This is a genomic window from Streptomyces sp. NPDC059582 (genome assembly GCF_042735715.1).
In the GTDB taxonomy this organism is placed as follows: domain Bacteria; phylum Actinomycetota; class Actinomycetes; order Streptomycetales; family Streptomycetaceae; genus Streptomyces.
The window spans coordinates 63,954-76,362 of the sequence record NZ_JBHWCC010000047.1 but is presented as its reverse complement, the minus strand read 5'-3'; the positions used below and the strand labels follow the sequence as shown (position 1 = coordinate 76,362).

Here is a 12,409-nt window from a genome sequence, read left to right as displayed (position 1 = left end):
GGGCCGCACCCCGTTGCCGGGGGTGCGGCCCTTCGCCGTGCGGCCGAGGCCTACTTGCGGATCAGGTTGCGCAGCACGTACTGCATGATGCCGCCGTTGCGGTAGTAGTCCGCCTCACCGGGGGTGTCGATGCGGACGACCGCGTCGAACTCGACACCGGTGTCGGTGGTGACCTTGACCGTGCGCGGCGTGGTGCCGTTGTTCAGCTCCTCGACGCCGGTGAAGGAGAAGGTCTCCTCGCCGGTCAGACCGAGGGTCTCGGCGCTCTGGCCCTCCGGGAACTGGAGCGGGAGCACGCCCATGCCGATGAGGTTCGAGCGGTGGATGCGCTCGTACGACTCGGCGATGACGGCCTTGACGCCGAGCAGCGCGGTGCCCTTGGCGGCCCAGTCGCGGGACGAGCCGGAGCCGTACTCCTTGCCGGCCAGGATGGCCAGCGGGATGCCCTGCTCGATGTAGTTGCGGGAGGCGTCGTAGATGAACGACACCGGAGCACCCTCATCGGACCGGGTGAAGTCGCGGGTGTAGCCGCCCTCGGTGCCCGGTGCGATCTGGTTGCGCAGGCGGATGTTGGCGAACGTGCCGCGGATCATGACCTCGTGGTTGCCTCGGCGCGAGCCGTAGGAGTTGAAGTCACGACGCTCCACACCGTGATCGGTGAGGTACTTGCCGGCCGGGGTGTCGGCCTTGATCGCACCGGCCGGGGAGATGTGGTCGGTGGTGACCGAGTCGCCCAGCTTGGCCAGCACACGGGCGCCCGTGATGTCGGAGACCGGGGTGGTCTCCATCGTCATGCCCTCGAAGTACGGGGGCTTGCGGACGTAGGTGGACTCCGCGTCCCACTCGAAGGTGTTGCCGGTCGGGATCGGCAGCGCCTGCCACTGGGCGTCGCCCGCGAAGACGTCCTGGTAGGACTTGTTGAACATGTCCTCGCCGATGGCGTTCGCCACGACCTCGTTGACCTCGGCCTCGGACGGCCAGATGTCCTTCAGGTGGACCGGGTTGCCGTCCTGGTCGGTGCCCAGGGCGTCCTTGGTGATGTCCACCTTCATGGAGCCGGCGATGGCGTACGCCACGACCAGCGGCGGGGACGCCAGGTAGTTCATCTTGACGTCGGGGTTGATCCGGCCCTCGAAGTTCCGGTTGCCGGAGAGGACCGAGGTGACCGCGAGGTCGTGCTCGTTGACGGCCTTGGAGACCTCCTCCGGCAGCGGGCCGGAGTTGCCGATGCAGGTGGTGCAGCCGTAGCCGACGAGGTTGAAGCCGACCTTGTCGAGGTAGGGGGTCAGGCCCGCCTTGTCGAAGTAGTCGGTGACGACCTTGGAGCCCGGGGCGAGGGTGGTCTTGACCCACGGCTTGCGGGTCAGGCCCTTCTCCACGGCCTTCTTCGCGACGAGCGCGGCGGCGACCATGACGTACGGGTTCGAGGTGTTGGTGCAGGAGGTGATGGCCGCGACCGTGACCGCGCCGTGGTCGATCTCGTAGGTCGAGCCGTCGGGGGCGGTGACGAGGGTCGGCCGCGAGGGGGCGCCGTTGGGGTGCTGCGCGGGCGAGTCGGAGGCCGGGAAGGACTCCTTGCCCGCCTCGTCCGTGTCGTCCACGTAGTTGCGGACGTCCTGGGAGAACTGCTGGGCGGCACCCGCGAGGACGATGCGGTCCTGCGGACGCTTCGGGCCGGCGATCGAGGGGACGACCGTCGACAGGTCCAGCTCGAGCTTCTCGGAGAAGTCCGGCTCGGCCTTCGGGTCCAGCCAGAGGCCCTGCTCCTTGGCGTACGCCTCGACGAGCGCGACCTGCTGCGCGGAGCGGCCGGTGAGCTTGAGGTAGTTCAGGGTCTCGTCGTCGATCGGGAAGATCGCGGCGGTGGAGCCGAACTCCGGCGACATGTTGCCGATGGTGGCGCGGTTGGCGAGGCTCGTGGCGGCGACGCCCTCGCCGTAGAACTCGACGAACTTGCCGACGACACCGTGCTTGCGGAGCATCTCGGTGATGGTCAGCACGAGGTCGGTGGCGGTGGTGCCGGGCGTCAGCTCACCGGTGAGCTTGAAGCCGACGACGCGCGGGATGAGCATGGAGACCGGCTGGCCGAGCATCGCGGCCTCGGCCTCGATGCCGCCGACGCCCCAGCCGAGCACGCCGAGGCCGTTGACCATGGTGGTGTGCGAGTCCGTACCGACGAGGGTGTCGGGGTAGGCCTGGCCGCCGCGCACCATGACGGTGCGCGCGAGGTGCTCGATGTTCACCTGGTGGACGATGCCGGTGCCCGGCGGGACGACCTTGAACTCGTCGAACGCGGTCTGGCCCCAGCGCAGGAACTGGTAGCGCTCCTTGTTGCGGCCGTACTCCAGCTCGACGTTCTGGGCGAAGGCTTCGTTGGTGCCGAACTTGTCGGCGATGACGGAGTGGTCGATGACCAGCTCGGCCGGGGCCAGCGGGTTGATCTTCGCCGGGTCGCCGCCGAGCTCCTTGACGGCCTCACGCATGGTGGCGAGGTCGACGACACAGGGCACGCCGGTGAAGTCCTGCATGATCACGCGGGCCGGCGTGAACTGGATCTCCTGCGACGGCTGGGCCTGGGAGTCCCAGGTGCCGAGCGCGCGGATGTGGTCGGCGGTGATGTTCGCGCCGTCCTCGGTGCGGAGCAGGTTCTCCAGCAGCACCTTCAGGCTGTACGGAAGGCGAGCCGAGCCTTCCACCTTGTCCAGCCGGAAGATCTCGTACGACTCGTCGCCCACCTGCAGCGTGCTGCGGGCGTCGAAGCTGTTCGCCGACACGACAGTCTCCTTCATTGATGTGCGCGTACCACCGCATCCTGCCGTCACGCGGACTTGGCCGATCCGCTGAGGGCAGGCTAAGTTAGGTAACCCTTACCGGGGTGACGGCTGCGGTGCGCCTCGGCAGATATCTCGATGTCGAGATAACTCTAGTACATGGGGGCTGGCTGGTCATGCCCGGCCCGGCTGCGCCGTGCCGGGAATCAGTGGCATGCCCCACACCACCGCGCCACCGCCGCACTCCGCGACCCCGCCGCCGCCCCGCCGCCGGGCTCCTCGACCTCGCTGCCACCGCGCCACCGGCACACCTCTCGGCCCCGCCGCCGGGCGTCGCCGCGCTCGTCGATCCCGCCGCAGCCGCACCCCTCGAGCTCCGCCGCCGCGCCGACGCCGCACCCCTCGGCCCCGCCGCCGCGCCGACGCCGCACCCCTCGGCCACGAAACCGCCGCGCCACCGCACCCCTCGACCTCCGCCGCCGCTCCAACGCCGCACCCCTCGACCCCGCCGCCGCGCCGACGCACCCCTCGGCCACGAAACCGCCTCGACCGAGAAGCAGGTGAGTTCGGTCATCAGTACGCCAAGTCGGGGTAGGCGCAAGGAGACGGACGAATTACCGAGCCCCTGAAGGAGACCTCGATGCCGCTCACCTTCCGCAAGAGCTTCCGGATCCTGCCCGGAGTGCGCCTGAACATCAACCGCCACTCCTGGTCCATCACTACCGGCGGCAAGCACGGCCCGCGCCGCACCCACAGCAGCACCGGACGTCGTACGACATCGGTGGATTTGCCCGGACCTTTCGGATGGCGTCGAACCCGTACCTCCAAGCGGGGTTGACGGCCCATCACCCGAACGGACCCCCCAGAAGGCGCCATCTCATATCTGAGATAGCCTCAACCCCATGGCAGACGACTACCTCGTACGTATCGGCAAGCTCATCCGTGACGCCCGGCAGCACCGGGGCTGGACACAGGCACAGCTCGCCGAGGCGCTCGGCACCAGCCAGAGCGCCGTCAATCGCATCGAGCGCGGCAACCAAAACATCAGCCTTGAGATGATCGCCCGAATCGGTGAAGCACTGGACAGCGAAATCGTCTCTCTGGGCTACGCGGGTCCGATGCATCTGCGGGTGGTCGGCGGCCGCCGGCTGTCCGGTGCCATCGACGTCAAGACGAGCAAGAACGCGTGCGTGGCGCTGCTGTGCGCCACGCTGCTCAACAAGGGACGCACGGTGCTGCGCCGGGTCGCCCGCATCGAGGAGGTCTACCGCCTGCTGGAGGTGCTCGGCTCGATCGGCGTGCGCACCCGGTGGATCAACGACGGCGTCGACCTGGAGATCGTGCCGCCGGCGCAGCTGGAGATGGAGGCGATCGACGCCGAGGCGGCCGTCCGGACGCGCTCGATCATCATGTTCCTCGGACCGCTGCTGCACGTCATGGACCACTTCAAGCTGCCCTACGCCGGCGGCTGCGACCTCGGTACGCGGACCATCGAGCCGCACATGATCGCGCTGCGCCGGTTCGGCCTGGACGTCGCGGCGACCGAGGGGCAGTACCACGCCGTGGTCGACCGCGCCGTCCGCCCGGCCCGGCCCATCGTGCTGACCGAGCGCGGCGACACGGTGACCGAGAACGCGCTGCTCGCGGCCGCCCGGCACAACGGCGTCACGGTCATCCGCAACGCCTCCTCCAACTACATGGTCCAGGACCTCTGCTTCTTCCTGGAGGCGCTCGGCGTCAAGGTCGAGGGCATCGGCACCACCACGCTCACCGTGCACGGCATTCCCGACATCGATGTCGACGTCGACTACTCCCCTTCCGAGGACCCGGTCGAGGCGATGAGCCTGGTGGCCGCCGCCGTCGTCACCGAGTCGGAGCTGACCGTGCGCCGGGTGCCGATCGAGTTCCTCGAGATCGAGCTCGCGGTCCTGGAGGAGATGGGCCTCGACCACGACCGCACCGCCGAGTACTTCGCCGACAACGGCCGTACGCGGCTGGTGGACCTCACCGTCCGGCCCTCCAAGCTGGAGGCGCCGATCGACAAGATCCACCCGATGCCGTTCCCGGGTCTGAACATCGACAACGTCCCCTTCTTCGCGGCCATCGCGGCCTCGGCGCAGGGCAAGACCCTCATCCACGACTGGGTCTACGACAACCGCGCGATCTACCTGACGGACCTCAACCGCCTCGGCGGCCGTCTCCAACTGCTGGACCCGCACCGGGTCCTGGTCGAGGGCCCGACCCGCTGGCGCGCCGCCGAGATGATGTGCCCGCCGGCCCTGCGCCCCGCCGTGGTCGTCCTGCTGGCGATGATGGCGGCCGAGGGCACCTCCGTACTGCGCAACGTGTACGTCATCAACCGCGGCTACGAGGACCTGGCCGAGCGGCTGAACTCGATCGGGGCGCAGATCGAGATCTTCCGGGACATCTAGCGTCCTCGGCAGCTGAACGGCGGAGGCCGCCGCATCTCTTCGGAGGTGCGGCGGCCTTCGTGCTGCCCGCGTGCGGCGCCGGGGGCGATGCGGGAGCGGTGACTCCCTAGACGTCGGCCTTCCGGCCGGATCCGTCGGGCGAGCGGCTCGCGTTGCGCAGGTCGTCGGTGAGTTCGCTCAGGTGTTCAAGGGCCGGGGCGGCCGCGTGCAGCGCGGCCGCCTCGTCGGGGGGCAGTTCGGCGATGACGCGCGCGAACGCCTCGACGTTGCGCCGGCGTCGGGCGAGGAGGTACTCCGAACCGGCCGGCGTGATGGCGACCAGGACGACGCGCCGGTCGGCCGGGTCGCTGCGGCGCTCGACGAAGCCGGACCGCTCCAGCGTGGTCACCAGCGCGGTCACGGAGGGCTGGGTGACGCCCGCGATTCTGGCCAGGTCGGTGATGCGGTGAGGACCGCCGCCGTTCAGGGCGGCCAGCGTCGCCGACGAGGTCGGGCTCAACTCGCGGGGCACCTGCAGGATCAGCGAGGAGAGCAGTCGGTACACCGCGGCGGCCGACCGGCTCAACGCGTCGGCCCGGTCTTCGCCGTCGGCGGGAGTGGATCTGCTCATGACCTGAAGTTTAGCCGCCTCTATATGATAGGCAATCTATATTGACCCTCTATATAGATGCCCAATACAGTCTTCGTCGTGAACACGTCCGGGCCGCGCCGAACGGGCTCGGCGCACCTCCCCTCACAGAGGAAGACCTATGACACACATCGAGTCCGCGCGGTGCCGCCGCGGCAACGCAGGGGACGCCTCATGAGCGCGGACACGGCGAGCGCGCCGAGCCCGTTCCGTCAGCCGAAGGCCGTGTGGGCGGTGGCGTTCGCCTGCGTGATCTCCTTCATGGGCATCGGGCTGGTCGATCCGATCCTGCCGTCGCTGGCCGCCCAGTTGTGTGCCAGTCCGAGCCAGGTGGAACTCCTGTTCACCAGCTATCTGGTGGTCACCGCGGTGGCGATGCTGGTGACCGGCTGGGTGTCCAGCCGGCTGGGCGCCAAGAACACGCTGATCGTGGGCCTGTCGCTGATCGTGGTGTTCTCGGCGATCGCCGGCGCCAGTGGATCCATCGGGCAGATCGTCGGCTTCCGGGCGGGCTGGGGAGTGGGCAACGCCCTGTTCATCGCCACCTCGCTGGCGGTGATCGTGGGTTCGGCCAGCGGTGGGTTCAAGGGCGCGATCGTGCTCTACGAGACCGCGCTCGGCGTGGGCATCGCGTGCGGCCCGCTGCTGGGCGGCCTGTTGGGCGACATCAGCTGGCGTGGCCCCTTCTTCGGCGTCGGCGTCCTGATGCTCGTCGCCCTGGTGGCCACCGCGATCCTGGTCCCCCCGACCCCCCGGCCGGCGCAGCGCTCCTCGATCAGTGAGCCCGTCAAGGCGCTGCGGCACCGCGCTCTGGCCACCACCGGCGTCACCGGCCTGCTGTACAACTGGGGCTTCTTCACCATCCTCGGCTACGCGCCGTTCCTGATGCACCTGTCGGCGTTGCGGCTAGGCGGTGTCTTCTGCGCCTGGGGAGTACTGGTCGCGATCTTCGCGGTCTTCGGCGCCCCGATACTCAAGGCCCGCTTCGGTACGGCCCGCACGCTCTACGGGTCCCTGGTGCTGATGGCACTCGACACGCTGGCCATAGGCCTCTTCCCCGACCGCCCGGGAGTCGTCATCGGCGCGGTGATCGTCTCCGGCGTCTTCATCGGCACCAACAACACCCTCGTCACCACCGCCGTGATGAGCGTCGCCCCGGTACCGCGGCCCGTGGCGTCGGCCTCCTACGGCTTCGTACGGTTCATCGGCGGCGGACTGGCCCCGTTCGCGGCGGGCAAGCTGGTCGAGCACTACAACGTCCACGTCCCGTTCGTCCTGGGCGCGGTGGCGGTGCTGGCCGCCGCCGTGGTGCTGAGCACGGTGCACCGCGCGTTGGCCGAAGCCGACCGCGAGGAGAGCCACGCGGGCCCGTCGCAACGGCGGACGGACGCCGAACAGGCGGTCCGGGACACGCCCGCGCTGCCCGAGGAGGCCGTCCTGGCCGACACGGCGCTGGGCGAGGACCGCGTCCTCGGAGGTGACACCCAGGGCCGCCTCAGCACGAACGATCACCCGCGGCCATGAGCCGCCCGCACCCGCTCGCCGCGCTGCCGCGGCGGCCGGCCGGGGAAGGAGGGCCGTCACGGCGCGGTGCCGCGTCGCGCCCTGCGCGTCGACGCTGAGCGGGCCGGAGGTGGCCACGGTGTCCGCCGGGCCCCGGACACCGCGGGGAAACCGGACACCCGCGGCGCACCTCAGCCCTCCTTCAACGTGATCTCCTGCTGCGCGGAGGCGTGGAAGACGGGCAGTGGCAGGCCGCCCTGAGGGCTCAGTTCCATCACCGTGGCCTCGACACGGGCCGCGCCGGGCTTCAGGGCGCCCGGCGTGGTGCGGCCGGTGTTCTCCCAGCGGTGCTCGGCGCCGTCACAGACCGCGCTGGTGCCGCCGATGCCGTGGCGGAGGTTCGGGGAGTCCTGACCCACCGAGGAGCTGACGAAGACCGGGCCCGCGCCGGACGCACAGCGGTAGGTGCCGGAGAGGGTGACGGTGCCGTCGGCGGTGACCCGGCCCGTCGGGTCGACGGTCACGGACTCGAAGGGGTCGGCGGTGGCGGTCACGGCGGGGGCGGCCAGCAGGAACAGCGCGGCGGCGGCAGCGGCGAGGGCGGGGCGGAAAGACATCGGAAGACCTCCTGTGATGTGGGGGCCTCCACTGGTACCGGGCAACCGTCCCGGCGGCGGTGATCATCACTCCTTCGGTGGCGAGTCCGCACCGAGCGTCGGCGAACCGTCCTGGAGTTGTCCGGGTGTTGTCACGCTTGCCGGCAGGCCGTTCCGGTGGCCGCGCGACCGGAGCATGGTCTCTTCATACGGGTCATACGGGACCGGCCGTACGGGCGGTCCCCCCGAAATGGAGGTGCACCATGTGTGTCCACCAGCCCTCGTGCCCTTCGGCCGACGCCCCCGCCGCACACGTCGTCGCCGCCCGCCCCGAACAGGGCTGGAGCCTGCTGTGCGACGGCACGATCGCCTTCGACGACACCGGTGAGCTGCGGCCCGACGGCCGGGTCGTCGCACCGCACCGGCCGCCGGTCGAGCAGCTCGCCATCGCCGCCTGAGCACGATCCCTCCGGGAACCCACGAACCCGGAGGTCGCCGAGCCGGTGCGGCCTACCACCCCGGTACGGCCCACCACCCCGGTACGGCCCACGAACCCGGTACGGCGCACGAACCCGGCGGTCACAAGGCCGGAGCGGCGCAGGGACTCGGTGGTCACCAGGCCGGAGCGGCGCAGGGACTCGGCGGTCACCAGGCCGGAGCGGCGCAACGACCCGGCGGTCACCAGGCCGGAGCGGCGCAACGACCCGGCAGTCACCAGGCCGGAGCGGCGCAGCGACCCGGCGGTCACCAGGCCGGAGCGGCGCAGCGACCCGGCGGTCACCAGGCCGGAGCGGCGCAGCGACCCGGCGGTCACCAGGCCGGAGCGGCGCAGGGACTCGGCGGTCACGAATCCAGTACGGCGAAGCCGTCGAGTTCGACCTGCGCCTGTTCGTCCCACAGGCGCACGATCCCGACCACCGCCATCGCCGGGTAGTCACGCCCCGCCAACCGCCGCCAGATCCTGCCGAGTTCGGGGGCCCGCGCGCGGTAGTCGGCGACATCCGTGGCGTACACCGTGACCCGGGCCAGGTCGGCCGGCGTGCCGCCGGCCGCGGTCAGCGCGGTCAGCAGGTTGGTGAGCGCCCGCTCGAACTGCTCCGGCAACGTCGTGCCGACGACCTTGCCGTCCGCGTCGAGCGCGGTCTGGCCGGCCAGGAACACCAGACGGGCCCCGGTGGCGACGACCGCGTGCGAGAAGCCGGTCGGTGGGGACAACTCCGGCGGGTTGACGCGTTCGGCGGTCACGACACCTCCAGGCCGGCGTACAACTCCTTGGCGATGATGCCCCGTTGGACCTCGCTCGCACCCTCGTAGACGCGCGGTGCGCGCACCTCGCGGTAGAGGTGTTCCAGCAGGTGGCCGCGCTCCAGCGCCCGCGCGCCGTGCAGTTGGACGGCTGTGTCGACGACGTACTGCGCGGTCTCGGTGGCGAGCAGCTTCGCCATCGCGGCGCGCCGGGGGATGTCCGGGGCGCCCTCGTCGTACGCCGTGGCCGCCGCGTACACCATCAGCCGGGCCGCCTCGGTCCGCAGGGCCATCTCGGCGACCTGGTGGGCGACGGTCTGGAGATCGCGCAGCCTGCCCCCGAAGGCCTCCCGGCGGTCCGTGTGCGCGAGGGTCGCGTCCAGTGCCGCCTGGGCCATGCCGACGGCGAAGGCGCCGACGCTGGGCCGGAACAGGTTGAGGGTGCCCATGGCGACCCGGAAACCGCGGTCGGTCTCCCCGAGCACATCGTCGGCGGTCACGGGTACGGCGTCGAAGTCGAGAGCGCCGATGGCGTGCGGGGAGAGCATGTCCAGGCCGGTGCCGGTGAGGCCGGGGCGGTCGGCGGGCACGAGGAACGCGGTCACACCCCGGGCACCCGCCCCCGGGGTGGTGCGCGCGAAGACGGTGTAGAAGTCGGCGTCGGGGGCGTTGGAGATCCAGCACTTCTCACCGCTGAGCCGCCAGCCGGACGGGCCGTCGGACTCGGCGGCGAGGGCGGAGTCGGGCCGCGGGACGGCGAGGGTCCCGCCGCCCGCGCGCGACCCGGCGGCAACGGACGCGGCGACGCCCGCGCCCGCCGAGCCGGGCGCATCCCCGCCCACACCCGACCCGGCAGAGCCAGACGAGGCATCACCCGCACCCGACCCAGCAGAACCGGACGCAGCGCCACCCGCACCGGGCCCGGCGGCCCCTTGCGGCCCGGCGGCCGCGCCCGGCCCGACGCCGTCGGACGGCGCGTCACCCCGGCGCGGCCCGGTGGCTCCGCCCGCGGTTTCGCCCGTGGCGTCGGACGGCTCATCACCGGTGCGCGGCCCGTCCGGTTCGGCCCGCAGTGCCAGTGCCCCCGCGTCCGACCCCGCCCCGGGCTCGCTCAGGGCGAACGCGGCGACCGCGCTGCCGTCGGCGACGCGGGGCAGCCAGCGCCGCCGCTGGGCCGGGGTGCCGTGGGCGTGGACCGGGTGGGCGCCCAGGCCCTGGAGGGCGAGGGCCGTCTCCGCCTCGGTGCACGCGTACGCCAGGGACTCCCGCAGCAGACACAGGTCGAGCGCGCCGGCCGTGAAGAGGCGGGACAACAGGCCCAGCCGGCCCAGCTCCGCGACGAGCGGGCGGTTGACGCGGCCCGGCTCGCCCTTGTCGGCGATCGGTCGCAGCCGTTCGGCGGCCAGGGCGCGCAGTTCGGCACACCGGGCGATATGTTCCGGTTCGAGCGAGAATGCGGGCATTGCCGGTCCTCTCTCCCATGACCTGTACGGCCATCCCCGACGGTATCGCGCACCGTTGACTGCCGTCACCAACACGATACGCTCGATGCGCGAGCCCACCACGACGCCCACGACGGCAAGGGGGCGAACCGCCCATGGCCGGCCCGATCCGCTCCGCCCATGTCGACACCTTCGCGCGCGACCATCTCCCGCCGCCGGACGAGTGGCCGGAGCTGCGCTTCGACCTGCCGGAGCTGCGCTACCCCGAACGGCTGAACTGCGCCGCCGAACTCCTGGACCACGCCGACCCCGGCCGCCCGGTGTTCCACTCCCCCACCGCGGGGACCTGGACCTACGGCGACCTGCGCGCGCACGTGGACCGCCTCGCCCATGTCCTCACCGGTGACCTCGGCGTCGTCCCGGGCAACCGGGTCCTGCTGCGCGGCCCCACCACGCCGTGGCTGGCCGCCTGCTGGCTGGCGGTGCTGAAGGCGGGCGCGGTCGCCGTCACCGTGCTGGCCCAGCAGCGCCCGCACGAGCTGCGCACGATGTGCCGGATCGCCCAGGTCGGGCACGCGCTGTGCGACATCCGGGCCGTCGACGACCTGACCAAGGCGGAGGTCACCGGACTGCGGATCACCACCTACGGCGGTGACTCCCCCGACGACCTCCTCAACCGGCCGGCGCCCGGCACCCCGTACCCCACCGTCGACACCGCGGCCGACGACGTGGCGCTGATCGCCTTCACCTCCGGCACCACCGGCCGTCCGAAGGGGTGCATGCACTTCCACCGGGACGTCCTGGCCGTCGCGGACACCTTCTCCAAGCAGGTTCTCAAGCCGCGGCCGGACGACGTCTTCGTCGGCAGCCCCCCGCTCGGCTTCACCTTCGGACTCGGTGGGCTGGTCGTCTTCCCGATGCGGGCCGGCGCCAGCACCCTGCTGCTGGAACAGGCCACTCCCCGGCAGCTGTTGCCCGCCATCGCCGAGCACCGCGTCTCCGTGCTGTTCACCGCGCCGACCGCGTACCGCGCGATGCTCGCCGAGCTGGACCGGCACGACGTGTCGTCCCTGCGCCGCTGCGTCTCCGCGGGCGAGAACCTGCCCGCGGCCACCTGGCGGGCCTGGCACGAGCGGACCGGGCTGCGGGTCATCAACGGCATCGGTGCCACCGAACTGCTGCACATCTTCATCTCGGCCGCTGACGAGCACATCCGCCCGGGTACGACCGGCGTGCCCGTACCGGGGTGGCACGCGCGCGTACAGGACGCCGACGGCGATCCCGTACCCGACGGGGAACCCGGACTGCTGGCGGTGCGCGGGCCGGTCGGCTGCCGCTACCTAGCCGATCCGCGGCAGCGCGAGTACGTGCGCGGCGGCTGGAACGTCACCGGCGACACCTACGTCCGGGACCCCGACGGCTACTTCCGCTATGTCGCCCGCGCCGACGACATGATCATCTCGGCGGGGTACAACATCGCGGGCCCGGAGGTCGAGGACGCGCTGCTGCGCCATCCGGACGTGGTCGAGACGGCGGTGGTCGGCCGGCCCGACGAGCTGCGCGGGCAGGTCGTGGCGGCCTACGTCGTGCTGCGGGAGGGATCGAGCGCGGACGCGGAGGCGTTGCGCGCGTTCGTCAGGGAGGAGCTGGCGCCGTACAAGTGCCCGCGCGAGATCGTCTTCCTGGACGCGCTGCCGCGCACGGCGACCGGCAAGCTCCAGCGGTTCAGGCTGCGTACCGAGGGTGACCAGCGGTGATGCGTCGACCGGTGGCGCCCCGCGGTGAGAGTGAC

10 protein-coding genes are annotated in these 12,409 nt (G+C 71.5%); 5 read left to right on the top strand and 5 right to left on the bottom strand.

From position 1 onward, the window contains the following. Positions 1 to 50: 50 nt before the first annotated feature. On the bottom strand, positions 51 to 2,774 hold the full coding sequence (gene acnA / locus ACFV0T_RS31880) for an aconitate hydratase AcnA (RefSeq protein ID WP_385786715.1): 2,724 nt from the start codon (positions 2,772 to 2,774) through the stop codon (positions 51 to 53). Between the two features lie 637 nt (positions 2,775 to 3,411). On the opposite strand from acnA, the gene ACFV0T_RS31875 reads away from it, so the two are divergent. Continuing rightward, positions 3,412 to 3,609 carry a DUF4236 domain-containing protein gene (locus ACFV0T_RS31875; RefSeq protein WP_385786712.1) on the top strand — a complete coding sequence of 66 codons (198 nt, stop codon included), beginning with the start codon at positions 3,412 to 3,414 and terminating at the stop codon, positions 3,607 to 3,609. A gap of 64 nt (positions 3,610 to 3,673) precedes the next feature. Continuing rightward, a complete protein-coding gene (locus tag ACFV0T_RS31870) occupies positions 3,674 to 5,203 on the top strand; it encodes a helix-turn-helix domain-containing protein (RefSeq protein ID WP_385786709.1) in 1,530 nt (509 codons plus the stop codon). Positions 5,204 to 5,309: 106 nt separating this feature from the next. Here the strand turns inward: ACFV0T_RS31870 and ACFV0T_RS31865 are convergent, their stop codons facing one another. Then, positions 5,310 to 5,813, bottom strand: a complete 504-nt coding sequence (locus ACFV0T_RS31865) for a MarR family winged helix-turn-helix transcriptional regulator (protein ID WP_385786707.1) — start codon at positions 5,811 to 5,813, stop codon at positions 5,310 to 5,312. A gap of 192 nt (positions 5,814 to 6,005) precedes the next feature. Here ACFV0T_RS31865 and ACFV0T_RS31860 point away from each other — a divergent pair, with 192 nt between their 5' ends. Further along, on the top strand, positions 6,006 to 7,355 hold the full coding sequence (locus tag ACFV0T_RS31860) for an MFS transporter (RefSeq protein ID WP_385786704.1): 1,350 nt from the start codon (positions 6,006 to 6,008) through the stop codon (positions 7,353 to 7,355). A 170-nt stretch (positions 7,356 to 7,525) separates the two neighbouring features. Here the strand turns inward: ACFV0T_RS31860 and ACFV0T_RS31855 are convergent, their stop codons facing one another. Then, positions 7,526 to 7,951: a DUF6299 family protein gene (locus ACFV0T_RS31855; RefSeq protein WP_385786701.1), complete on the bottom strand. Its 426-nt coding sequence runs from the start codon at positions 7,949 to 7,951 to the stop codon at positions 7,526 to 7,528. A 242-nt stretch (positions 7,952 to 8,193) separates the two neighbouring features. Here ACFV0T_RS31855 and ACFV0T_RS31850 point away from each other — a divergent pair, with 242 nt between their 5' ends. Further along, on the top strand, positions 8,194 to 8,388 hold the full coding sequence (locus ACFV0T_RS31850; protein ID WP_385786698.1) for a DUF5999 family protein: 195 nt from the start codon (positions 8,194 to 8,196) through the stop codon (positions 8,386 to 8,388). 385 nt (positions 8,389 to 8,773) lie between these two features. Here the strand turns inward: ACFV0T_RS31850 and ACFV0T_RS31845 are convergent, their stop codons facing one another. Continuing rightward, positions 8,774 to 9,175 carry a RidA family protein gene (locus ACFV0T_RS31845; RefSeq protein ID WP_385786695.1) on the bottom strand — a complete coding sequence of 134 codons (402 nt, stop codon included), beginning with the start codon at positions 9,173 to 9,175 and terminating at the stop codon, positions 8,774 to 8,776. Then, on the bottom strand, positions 9,172 to 10,638 hold the full coding sequence (locus tag ACFV0T_RS31840) for an acyl-CoA dehydrogenase family protein (RefSeq protein WP_385786692.1): 1,467 nt from the start codon (positions 10,636 to 10,638) through the stop codon (positions 9,172 to 9,174). Before ACFV0T_RS31840 ends, ACFV0T_RS31845 begins: the two co-directional genes overlap by 4 nt. Before the next feature lie 134 nt (positions 10,639 to 10,772). On the opposite strand from ACFV0T_RS31840, the gene ACFV0T_RS31835 reads away from it, so the two are divergent. Further along, a complete protein-coding gene (locus ACFV0T_RS31835) occupies positions 10,773 to 12,374 on the top strand; it encodes an AMP-binding protein (RefSeq protein WP_385786689.1) in 1,602 nt (533 codons plus the stop codon). The last annotated feature ends 35 nt before the right edge of the window (positions 12,375 to 12,409 follow it).